The following is a 26160-nucleotide window of genomic DNA, read 5'->3' as shown; positions in this document are numbered from 1 at the left end:
TAGATGCGGACTTGTCGAGGGTCGGCAACGCATCCATCCCGCCCCACCGCCGACCCGAAATTCGCAGCAAACTGCCAACCGATTCCGAGCGGATTCGTAGGCCGCATCGGAATCCTCGTGCCGTGCTACAGAATCGCGGTCTGTCGTTGCTGGGTGGTTGGTTTCCGGTCGTCGTCGAGGTGGTCACGGTCGTAGTCGTCGCGATCGCAATCGCCCGAAGAAATCGCCGGTGGTGGATTGTGTGGCTGCCGATCTGCGTTGCGGTCGGGGGCGCGACCTTCGCGGCCACGGCGGTCTACGTCCACTCGGAAGGTCTGTCGTCAGACCCGGCGCCGAAGCCGCTGTGGGCGTGGGTCTGGGTTTTCGGATCGGTGGTCGCCGCACTGATCCTGGGATTTCGAAGCGCTCGCTGGTGGCGTCGAGGACTCATGATTCTCGCGGTTCCACTCGCCGCGATGTGTGTCCTGTTGGTGCTGAATCAGTGGGTCGGCTACTTCCCCACCGTGCAGGCCGCCTGGGGCGCGGTAACCTCCGGACCGCTCCCCGATGAAGTCGACGCGTCGGACCTTCCGGCCCTGCGGAACACCGCGATGACCACGGGGAAGATCGTCGCGATCGACACCGGAGACGCGGGCAGCGACTTCCGGCATCGAACGGAATACGTCTACCTGCCGCCGAGTTGGTTCGTGGGCGCCACACCGCCAACGCTGCCCGCCGTCCTGATGATCGCGGGCGAGTTCAACACCCCGGCCGACTGGATTCGCAGCGGCAACATCGTTCCCGAGATCGACGCCTACGCGAAGTCCCACGGCGGCCAGACGCCGGAGTTCGTGTTCGTCGATGCCGGCGGCACGTTCAACAACGACACCGAATGTGTGGACGGACCACGAGGAAATGCGCACAGCCATCTCGTCAACGACGTTCGTCCCTACGTGGTCAACACGTTCGGGGTGTCGCCGAAGGCCTCCGCGTGGGGCGTCGTGGGCTGGTCGATGGGCGGCACGTGCGCGCTCGATCTCACCGTCATGCGTCCGGACCTGTTCAGTTCGTTCGAAGACATCGCCGGCGACGCGGGCCCGACCGCCGGGACCAAGGACCAGACCGTGAGCCGACTGTTCGGCGGTAGCGAATCCGATTGGGAGCACTACGATCCCGCGACGGTGATGCGCACGCACGGCACCTATCAGGGCGTCTCGGCGTGGTTCGCGGACACGGGCAACACCCCACCCCGCGGCGCTCGGGGATTCCATCGTCCTCCCGGCCAGTGGAAGCCGCCGGCCGGATTCGGGCGCCCCGCTCCCCCCGGCGCGACCGGCCTGGGTGGCGTGGACGGCGTTCGGGACACCGGCGAGGTCGGCGCAGCCGAGAAGCTGTGCACTCAAGCGAAGAGCGTTTCCATCAATTGCCAGGTTCATACCGAAAGCTCGCGCCACAGTTGGCAGTTCGCCGAGGCGGCCTTCACGGAGGCGCTGCCCTGGATGGCCGGGGTCCTACACGTCTAATGGCGTGATCGGTGCCGTCCCTGGTGAACGATGGAGGATGGCCACCAGATCCGCGGACCGATTATCGCGAAAAGCGCTGGAATGACGAGGGTTCGAACGACGAACGCGTCCAGCAGGATGCCGATACCCACGATGATTCCGAGTTGGGTCAGCGTGATCAGCGGAAGTACGCCGAGAACGCAGAACACGGCGGCGAGCACGATGCCGGCGCTGGTGATGACGCCACCGGTGGCGGCGACCGCGCGCACGATGCCATCTCGCGAACCATGGTCGGGTGTCTCCTCCCGCGCTCGGCTCACCAAGAAGATCGTGTAGTCGACGCCGAGTGCGACGAGGAAAAGGAAGGCGAACAGCGGGACGTTGGTGTCAAGCGCCGGAAAGTCGAGCACGTGGATGCTGATCCAGGTCCCGAGGCCGATCGCGGACATCGCGCTGAGCACGGTGGCCGCCACCAGGACGAACGGCGCGATGAATGCCCGAACCGCCAGGAACAGGACAGCGAGAACGACCAGCAGGATCGTCGGAATGATCAGGTTACGGCTCTGGGCGGCGGCGACACCGATGTCGCGGACCTGTGCGTCCGATCCGCCGACCGCTGCGTCGGGCGCGACGGATTGCACGGACTCGCGAAGGTCGCTCACGATCTGACTCGAGCGCTCGGAAGCCGGCGCCGCATCGAGCACGACATTCCACCGGGACAGTCCGGTCGCGGATTGCCCGGCAGGGCGGACGCTCTGCACACCCGGGCTCGACTCGATCGCATCCTCGAGCGCGGCGGCTTGGGCGGTCGGACCGACGACGATTGTCGGGTTCGCCGAACCAGGCGGGAAGTGTTGCGCGAGAACACGGTAGCCGTCCACCGAGTCCGCCGCGACGCGGAACTGGTCAGTTTGTGCGAGGCCTATCTGAGTGCCGACGATGCCGAAGGAACACACCGCCAAGGCAGCGATTGCGGCAGTGGCAACGGCGACGGGGCGCCGGGCAACGGCGGCCGCCACGCGATGCCAAGCATTTTCCGAGACGTCCACGTGGTCGCCGACGACGGGGATGAAGGGCCAGAAGAGCCCCCGGCCGAAGATGGCGAGTGCGGCGGGCAGGAGTGTCAACGTCGAGGCGGCGGCGACCACGAGGCCGCAGGCAGCGAGCGCACCGAGGCTGCGGATGTTCGGCAGCGACGACATCAGCAGGGTCAAGAGCGCCAGCACCACGGTCGCGTTGCTCGCGACGATCGCCGGAGCGGCGTGCCGCCACGCGGCCCGAAGCGCAACGCGATGGTCCTGCGCGTGATGAAGTTCTTCGCGGTATCGCGACACCAGCAGAAGGGCGTAGTTCGTCCCGGCGCCGAAGACCAGAACGCTGGTGATTCCCGATGTCGAGCCGTCGAAGGACAGGCCCGTCCACCCGGCGACGATGGTGCCGACACACGTCGCGACCCGGTCCGCAAGGGCGACGACGATGAGCGGAACCAGCCACAGGACCGGCGACCGGTAGGTCGCGATCAGAAGTACCGCAACGACCAGGGCAGTGACGCCAAGCAGCACGAAATTCGCGCCCGAGAACGAGTCCGCGATGTCGGCGCCGAACGCCGGGCCGCCGGTGACGTGCACCGTGAGGTCTGAGTTGGCTGCTTTACCGGCCGCCTCGCGCACGCTTGTCACGAGGTCGCGTAGTGGAAAGCCGTTGATGTCGTTACGCACGAATACCTGCACGAGGGCCGCTTTGTCGTCCGGTGCGGCCGTCGGTGGGAGTGCCGGAACACCTTCCGGCGCCGCCTTGGCGGCGGAGACGGCCGATCGCATCGCCTCGGCAACGGCGTCGAGGGATGCCCGGTCGGCGGTGCTGAGGGTGGTGCCGTCTGTACGGGTCAGAACGGCGATCAGGGGGCTGACATCGGCACCCGGAAACTGCTTGACCAGCGCCGCGGCGCGCGCGGAGTCGGCTGATGCGGGGAGCGAGACGGGAGCTTGATTGGCCGAGTCGTTCGAACCGGCGGCACCGATCAGCCCCGCGGACAGGACGAAACCCACTATCAGAACCAGCCACGCTGTCCGGCCGGTCAACCACTTCGCGACACTCTCCATAGACGCAGTATTTCAGTGAATTAACTATTCATCAACTGAAGCTTCTAGAGAGTGAGAGAATTCCCTTATGGGTGATCGAGAGGTGGAGCCGTCGCGGCAAGCGGTCGAAGCGCAGATCGGGGCCGATCTGCGTGCGCTCACCGCCGCCTCGGAACACATCGGTCGCGTTTTCGCCGCCCAAAATCATTTGCACCCAACAGATTTCCGTGCACTGCAGCACATCATGGTGGCAGACACCGAGGGGCGACCGCTGATGGCGAGCGAGCTCGCCGGACTGCTCGGAATCTCCTCTGCGGCGTTGACGTACCTGACCGAACGAATGACCGCGGTAGGCCATGTTCGGCGCGAATCGGACGCCAACGACCGCCGAAAGACTCTCCTGCGCTACAACGAATCGGCGATGCAGGTTGCGCGCGACTTCTTCGGCCCGCTTGGCGCCCGCCTGAACGGTGCCCTGGCCGAGTTCAGTGACGATGACCTCGAAACCACCCATCGCGTGATGAAGACGATGGTCCAAGCGCTCCGCGATCACGCCCAACACCTCGCGGATAAGGCTGAGCCGAACGAGTGAAAGCCGGGCACCCACGCGTCCCTTTCGGTGATCATGGACGTTCTGATCTGGGAAAATCCGGTACATGCGGCAAGCTCGACTGGACTTTCTCGATGAGGCGTGTCTGAACCTCGGCTCAGATATCGAGCCGTGGAGTGTTCACTTCGAGGTTCGCGTGGACGGCAGTCTCGACGCCGAGCGCGTGCGCGACGCCGTTCGCCAGGCGATGGCCATTCATCCGATCGCGCGGGCACGCATCGCCGACTGGGCCGCTACGGACACCCGCTATTGGTGGCACATTCCCGACGTTCCCGGCGAGCCGACGTTTTCCATCGCCGAATGCGCGTCACTCGAGGACGTCGACAAAGTTCGCAGCGCTCTGCAGAGCCATGTCCCGGACATCCGTCGGCGAGGAACATTCGAGGTCGTTCTGGCCAAGTCCTCGGGCGGCGACTATCTGATGCTCAACCTGCACCATGCCGCGGGCGACGGAATGTCGTCGTATCGGCTGATGAACTCGATCATTCGGAACTACGCCGGCCAACCCGACCCCGTTCCGGATTTCGATCCGGTGACCGCGCGCAACGTGCGCAAACTGGTCGGCGCGAGGCGCCTCGTGGAACGGGCGGTCCGGCTTCGATCGTTGCTCGGGCATCTGTCGATCAGCTCGCTCGATCCGGCTCGCGTCGCGATCGAGCGGGGCCACAACGAGGCGGGTTATGGGTTCCACCTTCTGAAGATCGACCGCGACGAAAGCGCGCGGATCATGTCCGCACGGCCCGATGGAGCGACGGTCAACGACTTGCTTCTCGCTGCTCTGGCGGTCACGATCCGCCGCTGGAACGACGCGCACGGCAAGCGGCGGCGACGAATCTCGATCACCATGCCGTTCAATGTCCGGCCCCCGGAATGGCAGTACGAAGTGATCGGAAACTTCGCGTCCTATGTGACCGCACACATCAAACGCGGCGAGCAATCCGCCCTGGTCGCGGCGACGAAGGCCGCTCTTCGCCGGACGACGACCATCAAGACCAACCGAACCCAGGGCGTCCTCGTGGACCTGCTGGCGATGGGCACCCTACTTCCGGCCGGAATCAAGGCCGGTTTGATCGCCAAGCGCCCGATCGTCGGCGACCGCGCGGTCGACACCGCGATGCTGAGCAATCTCGGTCGCCTCGCGAACCCGGACGTGCTGGGCGGCAATGCGGTCGACGTCACCGAACTCTGGTTCTCTCCCCCATGCACGATGCCGATGGGAATCGGAGTCGGAGCAGTCACCGTCGACGGAGAGATGTTCCTGACCGTTCGGTACCGGCACCCGCAGTTCGACGCCGCGGCGGCGCAGGAGTTCTCGGACCTGTTTCGCGAGGTCCTGCGGAGTTAAGCCGTGGCGGCCGCGAGTGCGTAGCGAGCCGACGGACGCTTGGCCGCAGTCCCGAGAATGATGTGCGCGATCAAGTCCGGAGCATCCGACATCGGCACGTGTCCACAGCCCTTGAGCGTGATGTGGCTACCGTTCGGAATCTGCTTCTTCGCGCGCTTGGCCTGCTTGAACGGCAGCACGTGGTCGTTCGTGCCCCAGGCGACGGTCACGGCGACCTCGGGCGGGATCGGTGCGTCGAAGTTCGATGCGTTCGAGAGGATCGCCCGCAGCGCCGGCTGTGCCGACACAAAGCCGTTGATCATCGTCGTGATCTGGTCCTTCGACAGTTCGCCCGGCTGGTCCAGGAAGACCTTCAGGGCGGCAGCGCCAAGCGGCGAACGCATGAAGATCGGCGCGAGCGGGCCCGCGGCACGGGCCGCGAAAGACACGCTGGCAAAGAGCGACTTCACGTAGGCGACCTCAGGTGCGCCCTGCCAGAATCCAGCGGGCGAAAGCGCGGTCGCGGTTCGGACCTCGCCACGTGCCGCCATCTCGAGTGCGATTCGGCCGCCGAGAGAGTTGCCGACGACGTGCGGCCGGTCAATGCCCAGGTAGTCGAACAGTTCATGGAAAGCGTCGACGAACGCCTCAGAAACGGTACGACCGTTCAGGTCCAGCGACTCAGACTTTCCGTGCCCCGGAAGATCCACGACGATGACGTCGAAGTACCGCTCAAGGTGCGGGATCAAGTGGTCCCACGCATGCCGGTTATGGCCGACACCATGAACGAGCACCAACGGTTCGCCTGAACCGAAACGGTCGTATTGCATCACTGGCAGATCTCCTTTGATCTAGTCCACGACTGCATTCACTCCCGGAGGACGTAAGAAGGCACTATACGGCCTCTGTGAGAAACGACACACCGGGGTTGCCATCCCCGTTATCGGACTTTGTTCGAAGTGTGTTAGCGCGATTCGTGGACAGACTCGACCGGCACGTCGGGTCCGGTCACTCCCGACCAGGTCATGAAGCGAAATGCGCCTTCGCGAAGCGAGCGAGGGAGCAGGTGCGCACCACGCAGCACCGGCCCGAACGGGCCAGGCACGAAGATCGGACCGGAACTCTGGTCGGCGACGGCTTCGACGATCGCATCGGCGACCTGGGCCGGCTCGACTTTGACGATCTTTCGCACCAGCGACCCGGAGCGAATCTCCGACTCAGTACGCACCGGACCAGGCAGAACGGCGGTCACGCGGACACCCAACGGGCTGAGTTCCTGCTGCAGCGCTTCACTCAGCCCGACGATCGCGTGCTTGGTCGCCGCATACGTGGCGAGGCCGGGCGCCGCAGTGACACCGAACGTCGACGCGATGTTGACGATGTGACCGCCATTCACCGCTGCGAAGCGCCGTCCGGCGAGCTTGGAGCCGACGATGACGCCGTAGACGTTGACGTCCAGTTGTTTGCGGGTGACGTCGTCGCTCTCGGACAGGAATTCACCCGGCGCGATGATCCCGGCGTTGTTGACCAGGACGTCCAGCGGGCCCAGCTCTGACTCCACAGCGTCGAGGAACGATTCGAACGAGGACGCGTCGCTGACATCGAGGCCGAACGCCGAAGCGCGATCCCCGATCTCGGCGGCCGTGCGGTGCGCGGTCTCAATGTCGATGTCGCCCAGTGCGACTCGAGCACCCGCGGCCGCGAACGCGGCAGCCGTCGCCGCCCCGATTCCTTTTGCGGCACCGGTGACCGCGACAACTCGACCTTCGAGGAGCTTGGCACGTCTGGACATGAGCCGCACCTTACCTGCGGGTTCAAAGCAAACCTCCGGGCACCACACCCGACACGCGGCGAATGGGACGCTAGTGCCTCTTCCAGGCTGGGGGCTCACCCAAAGGGAGTGTCTTGTCTCCCCTCTTGTCACCCCCGGGGACTAGGGTCGTTCCCTGGTGGACGATCTTCAGGAGGCTTCATGAACCAGCCAGTTTTCGCCATCGTCGGCGGTGGCTTGGCCGCAGCGAAACTCGCTGAGGCCCTTCGCGATCAGCAATTCGACGGCACCGTCGTCATGATCGCCGGCGAGTCCCATCTGCCATACGACCGGCCGCCGCTCACCAAGGGCTACCTCGCCGGAAAGAAGCAATTGAGCGATTTCACGCTCAATCCCGAGCAGTGGTACGCGGACAACTCGATCGACGTCCGGCTGAACACCAAAGTCACCTCGCTCGACCGTGCGAACAAGACGCTGACCCTCGACGACGGCTCGACGCTGACCTACGACAAACTCGCGCTCGCGACCGGATCGCGCTCCAAGCGCCCGCCGATCCCGGGTTCGGACGCCGAGGGCGTCTTCTACCTGCGAACGTACGACGACGCATCCGCGCTGTCGGAGCGGCTGACCGACGGCGCGCGGCTCGCGATCGTCGGCGCGGGATGGATCGGCCTCGAGGTGGCCGCGCAGGCGCGGTCGCGTGGCACCGAGGTGGCCATCGTCGAAGGGGCCCAGACGCCGCTGTACGCCGCGCTCGGACCCGAACTGGGCCAGGTCTTCGCTGACCTGCACATCGCCAAGGGCGTCGACCTGCGGACGAATGCGAGCGTCGAGGCGATCACCGTCGACGGCGGTAAGGCGACCGGGCTGCGCCTGGCCGACGGGTCGACCGTCGAAGCGGACACCGTTCTCGTCGCTGTGGGTGCGGCGCCGAACATCGAACTCGCTCGCGACGCCGGTCTCGACGTCGACGGCGGCGTTCTCGTCGATGAAAACCTCGTCACTTCGGATGCGGACATCGTCGCCGTCGGCGACATCGCCGACGCCTGGCACCCGGTGCTGAACCGTCGTGTTCGCGTCGAGCACTGGGCGAATGCGCTCAACCAGCCGGCGACCGCAGCCAAGGCGATGCTTGGCAAGCCGGAACCGTACGCACGTCAGCCGTACTTCTACACCGACCAATACGAGCTCGGCATGGAGTACCTCGGGCTCGCCGAACCCGGCAATTACAGCCGCGTCGTCATCCGCGGTGATCTCGAGGCCCTCGAGTTCGTCGCGTTCTGGCTCGACTCGGACAGCCGGGTCGTCGCCGGGATGAACGTCAACATCTGGGACCTCACCGACGACATCAAGGCGCTCATCAATTCGGGCCGAACCGTCGACTCCGCGGCTCTCGCGGACTCGACGATCGCACTTTCCGACGTCTGACCTGCCGCTCCAACCCCCTGACAAAAAAGGAACGAACTTCCCTTGGCTTCCCCGAATCTCACCCGAGAACAGGCCAACGCTCGGGCATCCGTACTCGACATCCACAACTATCGAATCGACCTCGACCTCACGACCGGGCCTAAGACCTTCCGCTCGGTCAGCACGGTCACCTTCACTGCGAAGCCGGGCTCGGAGACCTTCATCGATCTCGTTGCCCCGACGCTCGTGTCGGCGCACCTCAACGGCCAGGCTCTCGATGTCAGCGGATTCGACGAGTCGCTCGGCATCGCGCTGACCGACCTCGCCGCCGACAACGAACTCGTGGTCGTGGCGGACTGCGCCTACTCGAACACCGGCGAAGGGTTGCATCGCTTCACCGACCCGTCCGATCAGTCCGTCTACCTCTACTCCCAGTTCGAGACCGCAGACGCGAAGCGAATGTTCGCGTGCTTCGACCAGCCTGATCTCAAGGCGACCTTCACCGTGACCGTGACGGCCCCCGATGGGTGGAAGGTCATCTCGAACGGCCCTGGCAGCGTCGTCGACGGCAAGCACCAGTTCGAGACCACGCCGCGCATGAGCTCCTACCTCGTTGCGCTTATCGCGGGGCCATATGCGGAGTGGAACGACACCTACACCGACGAACACGGCACGATTCCGCTCGGCATCTTCTGCCGCTCGTCGCTCGCCAAGCACATGGACTCGGAGCGACTGTTCACCGAGACCAAGCAGGGCTTCGACTTCTATCACCGCAACTTCGGCGTTCCGTACGCCTTCGGCAAGTACGACCAGCTCTTCGTTCCCGAGTTCAACGCGGGCGCGATGGAGAACGCCGGCGCGGTGACGTTCCTCGAGGACTACGTGTTCCGCTCCAAGGTCACACGCGCGTCGTATGAGCGGCGTGCCGAGACCGTGCTGCACGAGATGGCGCACATGTGGTTCGGCGACCTCGTGACGATGAAGTGGTGGGACGACCTGTGGCTCAACGAGTCGTTCGCGACCTTCGCGTCGGTGCTGTGCCAGGCCGAGGCGACGGAATACAAGAGCGCGTGGACGACCTTCGCCAACGCGGAGAAGTCGTGGGCGTACCGCCAGGACCAGCTGCCGTCGACGCACCCGATCGCGGCCGACATCCCGGACCTGCACGCCGTCGAGGTCAACTTTGACGGCATCACGTATGCAAAGGGCGCTTCGGTGCTCAAGCAGCTCGTCGCGTACGTGGGGCTCGAACCGTTCCTCGCCGGTCTGCGGTCGTACTTCGCGGACCATGCGTACGAGAACGCGACGTTCGACGACCTGTTGTCTGCGCTCGAGAAGTCATCCGGCCGCGACCTCTCCGATTGGGGCACGCAGTGGCTCAAGACGACGGGCCTCAACACGCTGCGCCCGGAGTTCACCGTCGAAGGTGGCCTGTACAGCTCGTTCTTCATTCATCAGGACGGCGCCGAGCCGGGCGCAGGCGAGCGTCGTGTGCACCGCCTCGCGGTCGGCATCTACGACGAAGACGGCAGCGGAAAGCTCGTCCGCATCAACCGCGTCGAGCTCGATGTCGAGGCCGAGGCCATGACTGAGGTGCATGACCTCGTCGGCAGCCCGGTCGGCAAGTTGGTCCTCGTCAACGACGACGACCTCACGTACTGCTCCGTCCGCCTGGACGAGCCATCCCTCGAGGTCCTCATCGAGCGCATCGGCGACATCGCCGACTCGCTCCCCCGCACGCTGTGCTGGTCCGCGGCCTGGGAGATGACTCGCCAAGCCGAGATGCGGGCCCGCGACTTCGTGGCACTCGTGCAACGCGGTATCGGTGCCGAAACCGAGGTCGGCGTCGTGCAGCGGCTCTTGCTGCAGGCACAGACCGCGATCGGCGCATACTCGGAGCCGGGCTGGGCAAAGGCGTCGGGGTGGCCGGCATTTGCCGACCGCCTCGTTGAGCTCGCACAGGCCGCCGAGCCAGGCTCGGACCACCAGCTTGCGTTCGTCAACTCGCTGACAAGCTCGAAGCTCGAGGACCGCCACACGGATCTGATCGCGGCGCTGCTCGAGTCCGACCCGGCGGCGAACGGCTTGCCTGGCCTGACCATCGACGCCGATCTGCGCTGGCGTCTCGTGTTCGCGCTCGCCGCGGCCGGGAAGGTCGATGCCGATGGCCTCGAGTCTCCGTTCATCGATGCCGAAGCCGAACGCGACAACACCGCCGCGGGTCAGCGTCAGCGGGAGCAGTGCCGTGCGGCTCGCCCTCTCGCCGAAGCCAAAGCCGAGGCCTGGGCTCGATCGACCGGTGACGACACGCTCGCCAACATCACCAACCGCGCGATCGTGACGGGCTTTTCGCCGGCCGGCCAGGGTGAACTGCTCAAGCCGTACGTCAAGAAGTACTTCGAAACCGTCGGTCCGCTGTGGGAGCGCCGGTCGAGCGAGGTCGCACAGACCTGCGTCGTCGGGCTGTACCCGAGTTGGGATGTGTCCGCGGAGGCGCTGGGTATCGCCGATGAGTTCCTCGCCGGCGATCATCCGCCGGCCTTGCGGCGACTCGTCGTCGAGGGGCGTGCGGGAATCGCACGGTCGCTGAACGCGCGGGCCTTCGACGCGCGCTGACCGCAAACGACATTTGGCCCGGCTCGTTGATCGAGCCGGGCCAAATTTGTTCGAGAACTAGGGTCCCGTGATGGCCGAGGCGATGACGTTGATCGCCGACACCACGCCATCGAGCAGGTCGCCCTCAGCGAGGCTCGACTTCGCCGCCGTGACACCGAGCTGACACACCGTGTCGGTTACGCTGGTCGCCGCCGCGCCGCCGCGAATCTCGATGGTGCGCTGATTCGGCGAGACCGCGATGAGAACCGAGTTGTCCGCATTCGGGGTCGTCTTCAGGATCGCGTCCGCACCTGCGGCCGTCGATGCGCCGAGGTCGCCGACATAGACATTGAAGCGAACCTGGGTCGTCCGGTTGGCCGCGATGAGAGCGTCGTCGAGGCGCATCCGCTGGCCGCGAGTAAACGGCGACGGATCAAATGCATAGAGATGCTCAGCGGCGCTGGAAACGCGACCGCTGTTGGTCACGACCGAGCCCGACGGGAGGTCGGCGTGCGCGACCGGAGCGTGCTTACCACTTGCCACTTGCGGTTCCCCCCTTTGCATCCTTGTCAGCGTGAAGGTGGGCTACTGGCTCAGAGGTCGCAGTCCACAGGTACGGATCGTGGGTCCACTCGTCACCCTTGTGGTACTCGGTCGGCTTCCACACATCCTTCTTGTCGAGAAGGTAGACAAGTGCGAAAACCGCAATGATCACCACCAGCGGAACAGTGTGGAGCAGCGCAGAATTACTCACAATCTCACCGTAGTCCAGCAGACCCCTCCAACAAACATGGACGGCTCGATCTGCCTACGCGCAAGACAACATTCACTTCAAATGACGCCTCACGCCGCGCCCTCTCCGAGGTACCTCAGCCAGTCCGGCTCGAGCTCAGTCGTGGCGGACAGAAGCCGCCAATGTGGTCCCGTCGGCGGTACCAGAGGAGTGTGCAGAGTCCAGCCGATCTCGCTCAGCAGACGGTCGGCTTTCCGGTGGTTGCACGGCGCGCAACTGGCCACGCAGTTTTCCCACGCGTGCGTTCCCCCGCGGCTCCGCGGGATCACGTGATCAATGGTTTCCGCGCGATCGCCGCAATATCCGCAGCGACCTCGATCGCGCAGCATCAGCGCGGCGCGCGTGAGCGGAACCCGGCCCCGGTAGGGCACGCGGACGAAATGGCGAAGTCGGATAACCGACGGAATGAAGACTGTGGTGCCGACAGAGTGGAACGCGGTTAATTCCGTATCCGGGTCCTCGTGGACCGGATCGGCCTTGTCACAGACCAGAAGTGTGACTGCCCGCCGCACCGGCAATGCTGCCAGCGGTTCAAAGGTGGCGTTGAGGAGGAGTACACGGCTGCGCACCCGGAGGGCGCTACCGACATGGGTCACATCAAGATCAGCCCCCGATCCCCGATTTCGGACATCGGTGGGCATGAGTTGTCGATGGCCCCGGGCTGGGCTGATCCGTTTCATCGCATCGAGTACCTTTGCACCACGCACTCTGACGTTTATCCGAGTCAAGACCGTTGAAACTTGATCTCGACAGCAAAAGTATGCGGAGAGCGGGTCGCCCGCAATAGAAAACTCGCCGGGCTGAACTCTGCGAATACAAATTCACCCCCTTGGTGAGTTCAAAATGTCTGCGGACGCGTTAGCAGGAGGACTTCGACCTGATCATCCGGCCGAAACAGCACAGGGCGCCGAGCACTCGATTGCTCCGTAGCGCCTCGATCGCCGTTGTCGGTGCAGCCGTCCTCGGTTCGCTCGGCTACAGCGCGGTGATCGTCGGGAAGTCGCTCGTGCCGTACCGCACGTTCTATGTCGCCGCGACCGGCTCCGACCACAACGACGGTCGAACACCCAAGCGCGCTCTCGCGACGCTCAACGCGGTCAACGCGCTCAAACTTCGCCCCGGCGATCACGTGCTTCTCGATCCGAAAGTGATGTTCACCGGCAGTTTGGTGCTCGACCACGATGACGCGGGCAATGCCGACGATCCGGTCGTGATCGAGACCGCCGGACCCGGCCGCGCCACGATCTCCGCCTCCGGCGGACCGGCGATCGCCGTGGTCGACACGGCCGGCGTGGAAATCCGCAATCTGACGTTGGTCGGCAACACCGCGACCGAAGACGGTCTGCGATTCGTCAACAACGCAAAGAACAGCACCCGGCTGCGCGGCATCGACGTCAATGGCGTCGAGGCCAGCGGCTTCCGGAACGGCATCACGCTGACCGCCACGGGTAACAGCGGATTCGAGCAGGTCACCATCGAGAATTCGACGGTCCATGACAATGTCGCGGCGGGCCTCTCGACCTCGGGCCCAACGCTCACGGCCGGCTCGGCGGTCTACGCCCACAAAGGCGTGCTGGTGCGGAACGTCGAGGCGCATCACAACCACGGTGACCCGCTCGCGACGAAGAACACCGGTAGCGGCATCGTCCTCGGCAGCGTCGAGGACGCGACGGTCACGCGAAGTACTGCTCATGAGAACGGCGGCAACTCGAACACCACGGAAGGCCCAGTCGGGATCTGGGCTTACGACTCCGAGCACGTGGTGTTTGAGCACAACCTGTCGTACCGCAACCTCACGCAGGGCGCCGACGGTGGCGGATTCGACTTCGACCAGGGCGTCACCAACTCGCTCATGCAGTTCAATCTGTCGTACGAGAACCACAGCTACGGCTACCTGCTCTACACGAACGCGCCGACGACGGACTCGCTGAAGAACGTCATCCGCAACAACGTCTCGATCAACGACGCCGCGTCCGGCACCCAGTACTACGGCTCGATCACCCTCCTCGGCGGGTTGTCCGGTCCGCATACGGCCGGCGGCATTCGCGATGCCGCGGTCTACAACAACACGGTGGTCACGTCACCGATGCCGGGCGGTACCCCGAGCGCCTTCCTCATCGGCGGCACGCTCGAGAAGGTCGTCGTCGCGAACAACGCCGTCATCGTCAATGGGCCGAACCGTCTCGTGCAGTCGATCGACACCGACCCGGGTGACGTGCGTTTCGCCGGAAACTCCTACTCCGCACCCGCGGGTGCGTTTGCCATCACCTGGGGTCCACAAACCTACCCTGACCTGGCAAGCTGGCAGGCCGCGACCACTCAGGAGACTCTCGGTGGTGCCCCCACCGGCGTCATCGGCGGCAGCGTCGTCGATCCGAAACTCGTCGAGATCACCGATGCACACAAGATCGAGACTCTGATCGGTTTCCGTCCGCTCACGGGTTCGCCGCTCATCGGCGGCGGGGTCAATCTTTCGAGCGCCTTCGAAATCGACCCCGACAACTACCGCGACTACCTGGGCTCCCCACGCGTCCGCACGCGCTGGGACATCGGCGCCGCAGGCGGCGGCAAGTAAGTTCCGCTAGAACCGGAACTCGAGCAGCAGATACTGCGCGTACGCCGAGATCCCGATGACGAGCAGATATCCCGCTGCGAGGCAGCCGAGCAACGGCGCCCAGATGAGGCGCAGTGCGCGGAAGAATCCGATCGCGGTCACCTGCCGCGCTTCCAATGCGTGCCGGATGGTGAATGCGCAGGTCGCCATCACGTACGCGCTGGCACCGAGGATGGTCAGGCCGACGTAGCCGACCGGACCGACCTCGATGGTCCCGTAGATTGCCGCGAGGCACAGGCCGAAGGCGATGATCAGAAATGGCACGAAGATCTTCGCCGGCAACGGTGACCGGGTGCCGTCGTGCTTGGGCGTCACCTTGAAGTCGAGCGGTTTGCGGCGGAACTGTTCCGCGAATGCGGCAACGACACCGAATCCGACGAAGGGCCAGCGCGCGAAAACGTAGACCCACTGTTCCCAGCTCATGAGCGGGGCGTTGCGTGGGCGCAGTAGTCCGGCCCGCTTGCTGAGCCACGCGAGGGCGCCGAGCTGAAGACTGATCGCGAACCAGAACACCAGGAAGTAGCCGTAGTTGACGCGGACCCACGAGACGTCCGTGACCGCCGCGACCGGGGCCAGCACGATCCCCATCATCGACGTGAGCCACAGCATCGGATAAAACGCCAGAGCGAATCCGAAGCGCAGCCGCATCCGCCACGGAACCCGCTTCAGCGTGCGCGGAACCAGCGTCATGCTGCACATGGCGAGGCTGCGCGACCACTGGAATTCCTGGGTCAACATCGCACCCAGGGTGTCCGGTCCCTCGCCGTTCGCATGCGCCTCGATGGCGAAGGCTCCCGACCAGCCCGCGACGTTCATGAGGTAGGAGGTCGTGAAGTCCTCGGCGAGCTCGGGTCCGAGACCACCGATCTCCTTCAGCGCCTCGGTACGCACCGCATAGTGCGATCCGATCGCCACCGGACCAAGCCCGTGGTTGTGGCCGAGCTGATGCGGGCCGTGGAACACCGATTCGCGATAGAGCCGCCCACGCACGGCCCACGACACGTCCTCGTTCGCGCCGCACACACTCGGCGCGGCAACGTAGCCGATCGCGGGATCGGCGAACGGCCGGACCATTTCGGCGAGGTAGGTGGGTTCGGGAACGTGGTCGGCGTCGAGTTGGGAGACGACGTCATAGGCCGCGTAGCCGTAGTGGTCATAGAAGTAGGCGAGGTTGCCCTCTTTGCAGCGCCGACGACGCGGCCACTGTGTTCGCTGATACTCCGGGACTCCCCGGCGCGTGGATATCGACACCCCACGCGAGGCACACCAGGCCTCGACTTCCGCGGTCGGCGACTCATCCGCGAGCCAGACGTCGTACGGGTGCGGGAACTGCTGCTTCAGCATCGCCGACAGCGTCTCGCGCACCATGGACCACGGTTCGGAAGGCGCTTTCGTCACCACCATTGCCACCCGCATTGGCGGAATGTTCAATGCTGGATTCACTTTTCGCAGCCGGTTCGCGGCGACGACGAAGTACCCCGGAATGATCAGAACGTAGAAAAGCAGCGCGGTATTGAAGACGAATGCACCGATCGACAGTCGGTGTTCTGGCAGTGACCACCACGCGAGAAACAGCGCGAGAGTCACCAGCCACGTCAGAGAAATGAATCCGACCAGAATTCGCATGGGCCGACTCAGCGCCCACACGAAGGTGCTGCGGCTCGCCACCCGGCGCGGTGGAATTCGTGAAGAGAACACGGGACCGGACGGCCGGATACCGACAACCCGTCCGCCAGACAATTCGCGTAGATAAACCTCGGGCGGAACGAAATGCCCGGTCGTATTCAGCAACATCGCCTCGCATGCTAACTGCAGCAAGCGCGGAATTCAGCACTGAGCCCCGCGTGCCAACCGGGGAGAAATCACCCGAACTTGGCGAGGAGGCACAATAGGAACCGTGACGACATCTGGGCAGAGTTTCTATGAGGCCGTCGGTGGGGCTGAGACCTTCGAGAAGCTGGTGCATCGTTTCTACGCCGAGGTCAAGGAAGACGAAGTTCTCCGCGCGCTGTATCCAGAGGACGATTTCGAAGCCGCCGAGCGCCGGCTTCGCATGTTCCTCGAGCAGTATTGGGGCGGACCGCAGGCCTATTCCGCCGAGCGTGGACACCCGCGACTACGGATGCGCCATATTCCGTTCAAGGTCGGTCCCATCGAGCGCGATGCCTGGCTGCGCTGCATGCATGTCGCGATCGCGTCGATCGACGACTCGGCAATCGACGCCGCGCACCGCAAGGCACTCATCGACTACTTCGAAATGGCCGCGCACTCATTGATGAACTCTCCGTTCTGACGGCTGCGAGACCGTCCGGGGCGTGACACCATGGCGACCATGTCGTGGTGGTCGAACGCCGTCTTTTATCAGGTCTATCCGCGTTCGTTCGCGGACTCGGACGGCGACGGGGTCGGCGACCTCGGCGGTGTTCGCGCACGTCTCCCCTACCTCAAATCGCTGGGCATCGACGCAGTCTGGCTGTGCCCGGTCATGCGATCTCCGATGGCCGACGGCGGTTACGACGTCTCCGACCCACGGGACATCGATCCCTTGTTCGGCGGCATCGAAGCGCTTGACGAACTCATCGAGGCCGCCCATGGACTCAGCATGCGAGTCGTCATGGACCTCGTCCCCAACCACACCAGCGACCAGCACGAATGGTTTCAGGAAGCGCTGACCTCCCCGCCGGGAAGTCCGGAGAGATCGCGATACATCTTCCGGCCGGGGCGTGCCGCGAGCGAGCCGCCGAACAACTGGCCCAGCATCTTCGGCGGACCTGCCTGGCAGCAGGTGCCGGATGGGGAATGGTTCATGCACATCTTCGCGCCGGAGCAGCCCGACCTGAACTGGGAGAACCCCGAGGTTTTCGCCGACCTCGAGAAGACCCTGCGCTTCTGGCTCGACCGTGGAATCGACGGTTTTCGCATCGACGTCGCGCACGGCATGGCCAAACCGCCAGGTCTGCCCGACATGGCGGACATCGCGCACGGAATGCTGGACCTCGATGATGACGATCCGCGGTTCAATAACCCGGGCGTGCATGCGATTCACCGCAAGATCCGCACCGTCATGAATGACTATCCGGATGCGGTGACGATCGGCGAGGTGTGGTGCAAGGACTCGACCCGCTTCGGTGAGTACGTACGGCCCGACGAACTCCACCTCGCGTTCAATTTCAAGCTTGCCGAGGTCCACTTCGACGCCGAGGAGATCGGCGAAGCAATCGAGAACTCACTCAAGGCAGTCACCCTGGTCCGAGCCAATCCGACCTGGACGCTGTCAAATCACGACATCGAACGGGAAGTGACGCGGTACGGCGGCGGCGCGATCGGCGTTGCCAGGGCGCGCGCCATGATGCTCCTGACGATCGCCCTACCTGGCCCGACGTTCATCTACAACGGCTCCGAACTCGGACTGCCCAACGTCGACGACCTGCCCGAGGAAGTGTTGCAGGACCCGGTCTGGGAACGCTCCGGGCACACTATTCGCGGCCGCGACGGTTGCCGGGTTCCGCTCCCCTGGTCGGGAACCGAGCCGCCATTCGGATTCACGACAGGGAATTCCTGGCTGCCGATGCCGCCGGAATGGGTGACGTTGACGGCCGAGGCACAGCAGTCGGACCCGAATTCGACCTTCGCTCTCACCCAGGCCGCACTTCGATTGCGGCACAGCCGGAGTGAATTCTCGGGTGACCTAGATGGTCTTTCCGCCACCGATGATTCCGTCTTCTTCCGTCGTTCCGGCGGACTGTCGGTTCTCGTCAACACCGGCACCAAACCCATTCCATTGCCGGCGGGTGAAGTGCTACTCGCGAGCGGTCCGATCACCGATTCGGTACTCCCGAATACGGCGGTTTGGCTCGTATAACGTTTGACGCATCAACGCCGTCGCAAATCCCAATTGTTCGGGTAAACGGCGCTACGCTCGCCCGCGATGCACCACGTCCAGAAGTCGCCTAAGAACCGTTCGCTGATCGTCGGAGCTTCGCTCTCGGTCGGCGCGGTCGTGCTTGTCACCGCCGCTGGATTCGGCGTTCATGCGTTGCTCCAGAAAGACAACGCACTTCCGAATGCGTTCTATGTCAGTGCCTCGGGTGACGACAAGGCCGACGGCCGCACACCGCAGACCGCGTGGAAGACGCTCGCTCGGGTCAGCGAAGCCCGCCTCGCCGCCGGTGAGCAGGTGCTTCTCGAAGGTGGTTCCCGCTTCCGCGGCCAGATCGTCATCGACCATGGCGCCGACGATCCACAGCACCCGCTCGTCATCGGTTCCTACGGCGACGGACGTGCGCAGATCGTCAACGACCAGGACTCCGCGGTCGTCGTGGCAAACCGCAGCGGTGTGACGGTGCAGGATCTCGAGATCGTCGGCCCCGGAGCCGCCGTCTCGAATAGTGATGGCATAGCGGTGTACAACGACAAGAGCTCCCCGCAGCGCCAACGCGGCATCGTCATCCAGCGAGTTTCGGTCGCCGGCTTCAAGCACGGAATCGCCGCTGGAGCCGTAGCTGGCGCACCGGGATTCGACGGCCTCGACATCCACGACGCGCTCGTCAAAGAGAACCGTCTCTCCGGGCTGTTCACCTACGGCTCAGATTTCGATCCCGCCCACCCGACGTATTCGCACACCAACGTGCGGATCTCCCGCGTCGAAGCGGCGGGCAACACCGGCGATCCGACGCTGACGACAAACAGCGGCAGCGGCATCGTGCTCGGCAGCGTCGAGGATGGCATCGTCGAGTACTCGACCGCGCACCACAACGGCGCTCTCTCGGACACGATCGAGGGCCCGGCCGGAATCTGGACCTACGACTCGACCCGCATTCGGATCGAGCACAACCTCGCGTACAACAACACGACGGGCGAAGCCGACGGACACGGGTTCGATCTCGACCAGAACGTCTCGGACTCGACGCTCGAGTACAACCTGTCGTACGACAACGCGGGCGCCGGATACATGCTGTTCAGCAACGCCAACAATCAGACGCACCGGAACAACCAGGTCCGGTTCAACGTCTCGGTCAACGATGCGACAGCCAGCGGCTTCTACGGCGCGATCACGATCTTCGGCGGCACCCAGGGTCCGGACTCGGGAACCGGTGTCTTCGACGCGCAGGTCTACCACAACACCGTCGTCACCAAGGCGCACGATGGCGTCATCCCGCCGACGGTCCTCGTGCTCGGCAACCTCCACGACATCAAAGTGCTCAACAACGTCTTCGTTGCGAACACCGGAGCGCAGCTGACCCGCGCCAAAGAGTTCACGCCGGATGGAATCACGTTCGGCGGCAACGTCTACTACGCCGAACGGACCGGTCGCCCGTTCGAATGGAACGGCGAGCTCTACTCGACCCTCGCTGCCTGGCGCGCTTCGAGCGAGCAGGAACTAATGGCGGGGCGCCCGGTCGGCGTCGAAACCAACCCTGACCTGCGCGGTCTGATCGGCTCACCGACCTCGATCCGGAACGCGAGCCAGCTCAAGGACATCAATCTTCGCCTCGACAATGGCTCACCGCTCGTCGGCACCGGCGTCGATCTCGGCGCGCTGAAGATCGACCGCGGACGCGAAGACTACTTCGCCGACGAGCTCACGAAGTCCTACGACGCCGGGGCCGCGGCAGTGCGCGCGGGGCGGTAAAGGCTCGAAACCCATGCACTCCCGGAGCTAGCTCCGCACCATCACCGACAACTCGCTCCCCCGCCGGGTCGCGATCGACCCGAACCGGGCATCGAGCCGCAACCACGTCTTCGACGCGCGAACACGCACCATTTCGTTCGGGTCGATGCGTTCCGGGTCGATCTCATCGGTCGACTGCGCATTACCCGGCACCGGAATGAATCCCATGGCATTGAGTGCGAAGACGGTGCGCATCGCAATGGTCACCTCGTCGCCGGCACCGGTGACCGTGAGCACCTTCGAATCAAGCAACGACGACGGCGTCCGCCCGTGTTCGCGCGCGATCTCGACGCCCCGCTGCGCGAGCGACACCAGTGCGCGAGCCGGCACGTCGTCGATGTGGACGAAGCCCTGATCTGGTGGCAGCGCTCCCCGCCATGACGAATCCATCGGAAATCCGAGGTCGACCCCGGCCGCATGCGACTCCAGCCCACGCATCAACACGTCGCCCGCGACCGTGACGTCGGACGGCTTCAGCACGCCGGTCACCACACGGACCGCCAGGACATCGAAACCTGTTGGCGCCCAGGCGGTTAAGGTATCCGAGCCACGCACCCGCATACGCACGACGGCAGCCTCGTCGAGTCGGTTGACGCGCGTGACGAACGCGCTCAGATTGGCGCGCTCGACCGGGTCCGGGATCTCGAGCAGACGATCGCTCATCAACGCATCCAACTCTTCAGGTACTCCCTCTCGGGCTCGGTGAGCCGCCGCAGGCGCTGTGCCTGCAGATCCATCGCGGCAACCTGCGACGACGCCACGACCGCCGGCCGATCCGACAGCGGGGCGCCCCACGGACGCACTTCGTAGCGAATCGTGAAATCGACAGCGCGGATCTTCTCCACCCACATCAGGATCTGCAGCGGCGAGTGGTCGTGATGGAGTTGCCCCCGATAACGGACGCGCAGGTCTGCCACCACACAGCCCTTAGCCAACGCCAGCGTCGGCTTACCGGCACTGAACAGCCACGGAATCCGCGCTTCTTCGAGAATCGTCACCATTCGCGCGTTGTTGATGTGGTTGAACGCATCCATATCCGACCAGCGGACTTCCACCTTTGCGAGGAATCCCCTGGTCTGGTCTTCAATCAACGTTGCTTCTCCTGGTAGCCGGCGCCGCTGACCATGCTACGGATCTGCCGCGCCGCCACCGAAAGCGTGGCGAGGTCGGGTTCGGTTGGCACACCGAAAATCTCCGCGAGCGCACTGCGTGCACGGAGCAGTCGAGACTGGTTCGTCGACTCCCAGTCCGCGATCTTCTCGGCCGGGGTGTCCTCCGGATCGCAGGCCATCATGACGTCGACGGTGAGGGATCGCAGCGAACTGTAGAGATCGTCCCGCAGCGCGAGGCGAGCCAACGCATGCCAGCGATCGCCACGTTCGAGGTGCGTCACGGCCGTCAACAGCCGATCGATTCCCAATCGCGCATCGAGGGCGTAGTACAGGGCGCCCACCTCGTCGCGGGATCGGTCGGTCACCTCGGACAGGTCGATGATGTCGAGCAGCGGGAAGAGGTCGAGCAAGCGGACGACATCCAACGCGAGATGTTCCGGAACCCCCGCGTCTATCCACCCCTGCGCGTGCGTGCGGATGTGGTCGCGACGAATTTCGCCCATCCATTCCATGGCCTTCGGCGTGAGATCGGCGACCCTGGTTTGGTACCGCTGGATCTCCGCACCAACCGCCAGCGGCTGTGGCCGGTTCGACAGGAGCCACCGCGACGCGCGGTCGAGGCAACGCTTGGACTCGAGCTCCAGCGCATCGAGCGACGACGTCGGAGCCGAGGCGGCGCGGATCCGAACCCACAGATCTCGCAGCCCAAAGATCTCGGCGGCCGCGGTGTAGGCGCGAACGGCATCGGTCGTGGTGGCGATTGCTTCCTCGCGGAGCCGGAATGCGTACGAGATTCCGGCATTGTCGACCATGTCGTTGACGAGGACCGTCGCCAGGATCTCCCGGCGTAGCGGATGCTGTCGGATCGCCTTGCGGAACCGCTGCTGCAGTGGGTCCGGGAAGTATCCCGGCAGACGCTGTGCGAAGACCGGCACCGTCGGGAGATCGCTGGCAAGGAGTTCGTCCTTGATCCCGAGCTTGACGTGCGCCATGAGGTTCGACAGCTCCGGCGAGGTCAGCCCGCGCCCAGCCTCGATCCGCTCGGCGATCTCGGCGTCCGAAGGTAGAGCCTCGAGTTCGCGATCGAGTCCCCGACGTTGTTCGAGGTCGCTGATCATGCGCCGGTGCACGTTGAGAATCGGTGCCGCCTCGTAGCGGCTGATGCCCATCAGAGTGTTCTGGGAGATGTTGTCCTGCAACACCAGTGCCGCGACTTCGTCGGTCATCGACGCGAGCAGCGGATTGCGGTCCTCGACCGCGAGTTCCCCGCTCGACACGATCGCGTCGAGAAGGATCTTGATGTTGACCTCGTGGTCCGAGCAATCGACACCAGCGGAGTTGTCGAGCGCGTCAGTGTTGATCCGGCCGCCGTGCTGACTGAACTCGATACGTCCGCGCGCGGTGACTCCGAGGTTTCCGCCCTCGCCGATCACCCGGGCCCGGACATCACGGCCGTTGACGCGCACCGCGTCGTTCGACTTGTCTCCGACGTCGGCGTTCGATTCGGTGCTCGCCTTGACGTACGTACCGATGCCGCCGTTCCACAACAGGTCGACCGGCGCGAGCAGGATCGCGCGCACGAGTTCCGGCGGCGACAGCGACACCACGTCGTTCGGCAACCCGAGAGCCGCACGGGCTTCCGGCGACAGCGGAACCGACTTGAGCGTGCGTTCCCACACGCCGCCGCCCTGCGAGATGAGCTTGGTGTTGTAGTCCGCCCACGACGACCGGGGTAGCGCGAACATACGCTCTCGTTCGGCGAACGATCGCGCGGGTTGCGGGTCCGGGTCGAGGAAGATGTGGCGGTGATCGAAGGCCGCGACCAGTCGGATATGGCCGCTGAGCAGCATGCCGTTACCGAAGACGTCGCCGCTCATATCGCCGACTCCGGCAACAGTGAAGTCTTGCTTCTGGGTGTCGAGGTCGAGCTCACGGAAATGGCGCTTGACCGCTTCCCAGGCACCACGCGCCGTGATGCCCATGACCTTGTGGTCGTAGCCGGCCGACCCACCGGAGGCGAACGCATCGCCGAGCCAGAAACCGTAGTCCTGGGCGACCGAGTTCGCGATGTCGGAGAAGGTCGCGGTGCCCTTGTCTGCGGCGACGACCAGGTAGGTGTCGTCACCGTCGCGACGGACGACATCGGGCGGCGGAATCGTCGCCCCGGTCGACAGATCGACGTTGTCGGTGAGATCAAGCAAGCCGCTGACAAACCGCCGGTAGCACTCGATGCCCTCGGCCTGGAAGTTCTGGCGATCCAGTGCCGCGTCTCCGGTTGGTGCGGGCGGTCGCTTGACGACGAATCCGCCCTTCGCACCGACCGGCACGATGACCGCGTTCTTGACGGCCTGCGCCTTGACGAGGCCGAGGACCTCGGTGCGGAAGTCCTCCTGGCGGTCGGACCAACGCAATCCACCGCGCGCCACCGGGCCGAAGCGAAGATGCACTCCCTCGACTCGCGGTGAGTACACGAAGATCTCGAACATCGGCCGCGGCTTCGGGAGCTCCGCGATCGCCCGCGGTTCGAGCTTGAACGACAACACTGGCCGCGAGCGGAAATAGTTGGTGCGCAACGTCGCTCGAATGAGGGTCAACACCGCGCGGAGAATTCGGTCGGCATCGAGGCTGACGACGTTGTCGATCGAGGTCGCCAATTCGGACTCGATCTTCGCCGATGGACGATCCGATCCCGGTTCGAAGAGCGCGATGAACAGGTCGACGAACCGCCGGGACACCGCCGCGTGGCTCAGCAACATGCGGGCGATGATTCCCTGGCTGTACGGGAAGCCGGCTTGCCGCAGATACCGCGCATACGCACGCAGAACCGCAACCTCACGCCAGTTCGTGCCGGCCTTGAGGACGAGTTCGTTGAACGTGTCGATCTCCGCATCGCCGTGCCACATCGCCCGGAAGGCGTCGGCGAATCTGTTCCGCAGGCCATCCACTGGCACCGGGACAGCCGACAGCTCCGCGTCGAGATCGTCCGACAACCCGCCCAGCAGGAGGTCACCGCGCACGCGCAGCCCGAAGTCGTAGACCCAACCGGCGAGCCCGATTCGATACGGCTGCTCGTCGAGCACCTCGACGCCGAGACTCTGCAGAATCGGCAAGACGCGGCTCAGCGAGATGCCCTCCCCCGCGACGTACAACGTGAAACGCCACAGCCCGGCGGTGGTGGCGTCGGCCCGCACGACGTCGACATCAACGCCCGTGGACGTCAGCGCCTCGAGCCGGCGGATGTCGTTGACCGCGCGTTCCCCGTCGAAGTCGTGCTTGTAGCTCTCCGGGAAGGCGTCCGCATAGCGCTGGGCCAGGTCGACATCGCCCGCGCTGGCGAGCTGGTCCTGCCAGGTCCGGCTGACGTCGGACAGCATCTGCTCGAGGCGTTCTCGATTGGCATCGGAGACGTCGGCACCCGGGTGACTGCGACGGATCGTGACGTACACCGTGGCCAGGTCGGTCTCGGAGACCCGGACCGTGAAATCGAGGCCGATGCCGTCGAGTTCCCGCAGGAGGATCGCCTGCATGTCGAGCCGGACGCGGGTCGAGAATCGGTCGCGCGGCAGGTAGACCAGGCACGAAACGAATCCGGTGTAGTGGTCCTCGCGCAGGAACAGCCGAACCTGCCGACGCAATCGGGCATTCGCGAGTGCGGACGTGATGGCCACGAGTTGCTCGGTGCTCGAGGCGAACAGCTCGGGACGAGGCAGCGACTGGATCAGTTCCAGCATCGACTGGCCGCTGAACGATTCGAGAGCGAATCCCGCCTGTGTGATCGCGTTCCGCGCGCGACGTTCGATGACGGGGATGTCGAGAACGTTCTCGAACATCGCGATCACGGTCAGAACGCCGACGAACAGGTGCTCACCGACGATCCGGCCGTCCTCGATGAGCGCCACGGCGACGAAGTAGGGATAGACGGATCGATGCACGGTCGCGGGCACCACGCCACGGGTCAACACGAGCAGCGGTCTCGCCTCGCCCGGTTCCGAATGCAGATCGATCGGTGCTGCCACGAGCTCTGATCGCATCAGCCCCAGCGACGAGTTCTTGTCCAGGACCGTGTTTCCCGCGGCCCCGAACCGGTACTTGCAGTACCCCAGCAGCGTGTAGTTCCCACCGGCGAGCCAGCGCATCAACGCCGCACAGTCGTCGAGTTCCTGACGGGTGAATGGGCCCGAAGCGGCATCCAGGGCGGCGGCGATGTCGAGCTGGGTCGCTTGCATGGCAGCGGCGTCGTCGTCGACCCGGCGGACATCCCCGAGAACGGTCACGAGTTGAGATTCGACCTCGTTGAACTGCGCCACGGTGGTCGAGGAGAACAAGTCGAGATGTATCCAGGACTCCAACGGCCCGGTACCGAATTCGGTGATGACGCCGTTGGAATCGCGTGACACCTTGAACACCGGGTGGATGATCGCGGCGAGACCGACCTTGAGCCGGGTCAGCAGCGCCGTGACCGACTCGACGAGGAGCGGCATGTCGTCGAAAACAATGTCGACCACATGCCGCTCACGGTCCACCCGCAGGCACAGTTCGCCCGGCATCCGGGACCGTCCCGCGTCGAAGTGACGCCGGAGGCATTCCTTCGGATCGGTCACTTCAGCACTTGCCTGGAGGAAGTACTGAGGTGCGATTGCTTCGAGATCCGGTCCGGTCACGGAGCCTCCCCAGAACGAGCACGCGGCTGCTTCTGAAATC

At 64.7% G+C, this 26160-nt stretch carries 19 protein-coding genes; 9 read left to right on the top strand and 10 right to left on the bottom strand.

Features of this window, described 5'->3' with window-relative positions; genetic code table 11:
- The first annotated feature begins 122 nt into the window (after nucleotides 1-122).
- Nucleotides 123-1502, top strand: coding sequence for an alpha/beta hydrolase-fold protein (locus F600_RS0113810; protein ID WP_018161210.1), 1380 nt, complete (start codon nucleotides 123-125; stop codon nucleotides 1500-1502).
- Here the strand turns inward: F600_RS0113810 and F600_RS28285 are convergent.
- Nucleotides 1499-3583, bottom strand: coding sequence for an MMPL family transporter (locus F600_RS28285; protein ID WP_018161209.1), 2085 nt, complete (start codon nucleotides 3581-3583; stop codon nucleotides 1499-1501). The genes F600_RS0113810 and F600_RS28285 overlap by 4 nt on opposite strands.
- 67 nt (nucleotides 3584-3650) lie before the next feature.
- On the opposite strand from F600_RS28285, the gene F600_RS0113800 reads away from it, so the two are divergent.
- Both F600_RS0113800 and F600_RS28280 read left to right on the top strand, forming a co-directional pair.
- The gene (locus F600_RS0113800; RefSeq protein ID WP_018161208.1) at nucleotides 3651-4154 is read left to right on the top strand and encodes a MarR family winged helix-turn-helix transcriptional regulator; all 504 of its coding nucleotides are present in this window, start codon (nucleotides 3651-3653) and stop codon (nucleotides 4152-4154) included.
- A gap of 64 nt (nucleotides 4155-4218) precedes the next feature.
- The gene (locus tag F600_RS28280) at nucleotides 4219-5517 is read left to right on the top strand and encodes a condensation domain-containing protein (protein ID WP_018161207.1); all 1299 of its coding nucleotides are present in this window, start codon (nucleotides 4219-4221) and stop codon (nucleotides 5515-5517) included.
- Here the strand turns inward: F600_RS28280 and F600_RS28275 are convergent.
- Together F600_RS28275 and F600_RS28270 are read right to left on the bottom strand one after the other, a co-directional pair.
- Nucleotides 5514-6326 (bottom strand): alpha/beta fold hydrolase, encoded by an 813-nt coding sequence (locus tag F600_RS28275; protein ID WP_018161206.1) that lies wholly within the window; start codon nucleotides 6324-6326, stop codon nucleotides 5514-5516. The two genes, F600_RS28280 and F600_RS28275, sit on opposite strands and share 4 nt — an antisense overlap.
- A 134-nt stretch (nucleotides 6327-6460) precedes the next feature.
- Nucleotides 6461-7288 (bottom strand): SDR family NAD(P)-dependent oxidoreductase, encoded by an 828-nt coding sequence (locus tag F600_RS28270; RefSeq protein WP_018161205.1) that lies wholly within the window; start codon nucleotides 7286-7288, stop codon nucleotides 6461-6463.
- Nucleotides 7289-7468: 180 nt separating this feature from the next.
- Between F600_RS28270 and F600_RS0113780 the strand changes: the two genes are divergently transcribed.
- Both F600_RS0113780 and pepN read left to right on the top strand, forming a co-directional pair.
- The gene (locus F600_RS0113780) at nucleotides 7469-8695 is read left to right on the top strand and encodes an NAD(P)/FAD-dependent oxidoreductase (RefSeq protein WP_018161204.1); all 1227 of its coding nucleotides are present in this window, start codon (nucleotides 7469-7471) and stop codon (nucleotides 8693-8695) included.
- A gap of 42 nt (nucleotides 8696-8737) precedes the next feature.
- The gene (gene pepN, locus F600_RS0113775; RefSeq protein ID WP_018161203.1) at nucleotides 8738-11290 is read left to right on the top strand and encodes an aminopeptidase N; all 2553 of its coding nucleotides are present in this window, start codon (nucleotides 8738-8740) and stop codon (nucleotides 11288-11290) included.
- A gap of 57 nt (nucleotides 11291-11347) precedes the next feature.
- Here pepN and F600_RS0113770 read toward each other — a convergent pair whose 3' ends face one another.
- The 3 genes from F600_RS0113770 to F600_RS0113760 form a co-directional block, all read right to left on the bottom strand.
- Nucleotides 11348-11812: a DUF5130 family protein gene (locus F600_RS0113770; protein WP_018161202.1), complete on the bottom strand. Its 465-nt coding sequence runs from the start codon at nucleotides 11810-11812 to the stop codon at nucleotides 11348-11350.
- The gene (gene ctaJ, locus F600_RS0113765) at nucleotides 11799-12023 is read right to left on the bottom strand and encodes an aa3-type cytochrome oxidase subunit CtaJ (RefSeq protein WP_018161201.1); all 225 of its coding nucleotides are present in this window, start codon (nucleotides 12021-12023) and stop codon (nucleotides 11799-11801) included. The genes F600_RS0113770 and ctaJ overlap by 14 nt, the downstream gene beginning before the upstream one ends.
- An 89-nt stretch (nucleotides 12024-12112) precedes the next feature.
- The gene (locus F600_RS0113760; protein WP_169518408.1) at nucleotides 12113-12742 is read right to left on the bottom strand and encodes an HNH endonuclease; all 630 of its coding nucleotides are present in this window, start codon (nucleotides 12740-12742) and stop codon (nucleotides 12113-12115) included.
- A 239-nt stretch (nucleotides 12743-12981) separates the two neighbouring features.
- On the opposite strand from F600_RS0113760, the gene F600_RS28265 reads away from it, so the two are divergent.
- Complete coding sequence (locus tag F600_RS28265; RefSeq protein WP_018161199.1) at nucleotides 12982-14637, top strand: right-handed parallel beta-helix repeat-containing protein; 1656 nt, start codon at nucleotides 12982-12984, stop codon at nucleotides 14635-14637.
- Between the two features lie 6 nt (nucleotides 14638-14643).
- Here F600_RS28265 and F600_RS28260 read toward each other — a convergent pair whose 3' ends face one another.
- On the bottom strand, nucleotides 14644-16470 hold the full coding sequence (locus F600_RS28260; RefSeq protein ID WP_081628842.1) for a glycosyltransferase family 2 protein: 1827 nt from the start codon (nucleotides 16468-16470) through the stop codon (nucleotides 14644-14646).
- Nucleotides 16471-16573: 103 nt separating this feature from the next.
- Between F600_RS28260 and F600_RS0113745 the strand changes: the two genes are divergently transcribed.
- From F600_RS0113745 to F600_RS0113735, 3 genes are all read left to right on the top strand, one after another.
- Complete coding sequence (locus F600_RS0113745) at nucleotides 16574-16969, top strand: globin (RefSeq protein WP_018161198.1); 396 nt, start codon at nucleotides 16574-16576, stop codon at nucleotides 16967-16969.
- Nucleotides 16970-16999: 30 nt separating this feature from the next.
- Entirely contained in the window at nucleotides 17000-18538 is a 1539-nt protein-coding gene (locus tag F600_RS0113740) for a glycoside hydrolase family 13 protein (RefSeq protein WP_018161197.1), read from the top strand.
- A gap of 66 nt (nucleotides 18539-18604) precedes the next feature.
- The gene (locus tag F600_RS0113735; protein WP_018161196.1) at nucleotides 18605-20308 is read left to right on the top strand and encodes a right-handed parallel beta-helix repeat-containing protein; all 1704 of its coding nucleotides are present in this window, start codon (nucleotides 18605-18607) and stop codon (nucleotides 20306-20308) included.
- 27 nt (nucleotides 20309-20335) lie between these two features.
- Here the strand turns inward: F600_RS0113735 and F600_RS0113730 are convergent, their stop codons facing one another.
- Genes F600_RS0113730 through F600_RS0113720 form a run of 3 tightly spaced genes read right to left on the bottom strand, consistent with a single transcriptional unit; the run spans nucleotide 20336 to nucleotide 26120 of the window.
- Entirely contained in the window at nucleotides 20336-21010 is a 675-nt protein-coding gene (locus tag F600_RS0113730; protein WP_018161195.1) for a DUF8010 domain-containing protein, read from the bottom strand.
- Complete coding sequence (locus tag F600_RS0113725; RefSeq protein ID WP_156024586.1) at nucleotides 21010-21438, bottom strand: acyl-CoA thioesterase; 429 nt, start codon at nucleotides 21436-21438, stop codon at nucleotides 21010-21012. Before F600_RS0113725 ends, F600_RS0113730 begins: the two co-directional genes overlap by 1 nt.
- Nucleotides 21435-26120, bottom strand: coding sequence for an NAD-glutamate dehydrogenase (locus F600_RS0113720; RefSeq protein WP_245541533.1), 4686 nt, complete (start codon nucleotides 26118-26120; stop codon nucleotides 21435-21437). Before F600_RS0113720 ends, F600_RS0113725 begins: the two co-directional genes overlap by 4 nt.
- Nucleotides 26121-26160: the final 40 nt, after the last annotated feature.

It is taken from the genome of Smaragdicoccus niigatensis DSM 44881 = NBRC 103563, assembly GCF_000380645.1.
GTDB classification, from domain to species: Bacteria; Actinomycetota; Actinomycetes; order Mycobacteriales; family Mycobacteriaceae; genus Smaragdicoccus; species Smaragdicoccus niigatensis.
This window is presented reverse-complemented; position numbering and strand designations above follow the sequence as displayed.

Coding starts and splice junctions, on each gene's coding strand:
- F600_RS28260 (WP_081628842.1), bottom strand. CDS start 16,470: ATGTTGCTGAATACGACCGGGCATTTCGTTCCGCCCGAGGTTTATCTA.
- F600_RS28270 (WP_018161205.1), bottom strand. CDS start 7,288: ATGTCCAGACGTGCCAAGCTCCTCGAAGGTCGAGTTGTCGCGGTCACC.
- F600_RS28275 (WP_018161206.1), bottom strand. CDS start 6,326: ATGCAATACGACCGTTTCGGTTCAGGCGAACCGTTGGTGCTCGTTCAT.
- F600_RS28280 (WP_018161207.1), top strand. CDS start 4,219: ATGCGGCAAGCTCGACTGGACTTTCTCGATGAGGCGTGTCTGAACCTC.
- F600_RS0113740 (WP_018161197.1), top strand. CDS start 17,000: ATGGCGACCATGTCGTGGTGGTCGAACGCCGTCTTTTATCAGGTCTAT.
- F600_RS0113780 (WP_018161204.1), top strand. CDS start 7,469: ATGAACCAGCCAGTTTTCGCCATCGTCGGCGGTGGCTTGGCCGCAGCG.
- F600_RS0113800 (WP_018161208.1), top strand. CDS start 3,651: ATGGGTGATCGAGAGGTGGAGCCGTCGCGGCAAGCGGTCGAAGCGCAG.
- F600_RS28285 (WP_018161209.1), bottom strand. CDS start 3,583: ATGGAGAGTGTCGCGAAGTGGTTGACCGGCCGGACAGCGTGGCTGGTT.
- F600_RS0113730 (WP_018161195.1), bottom strand. CDS start 21,010: ATGAGCGATCGTCTGCTCGAGATCCCGGACCCGGTCGAGCGCGCCAAT.
- F600_RS0113735 (WP_018161196.1), top strand. CDS start 18,605: ATGCACCACGTCCAGAAGTCGCCTAAGAACCGTTCGCTGATCGTCGGA.
- F600_RS0113760 (WP_169518408.1), bottom strand. CDS start 12,742: ATGAAACGGATCAGCCCAGCCCGGGGCCATCGACAACTCATGCCCACC.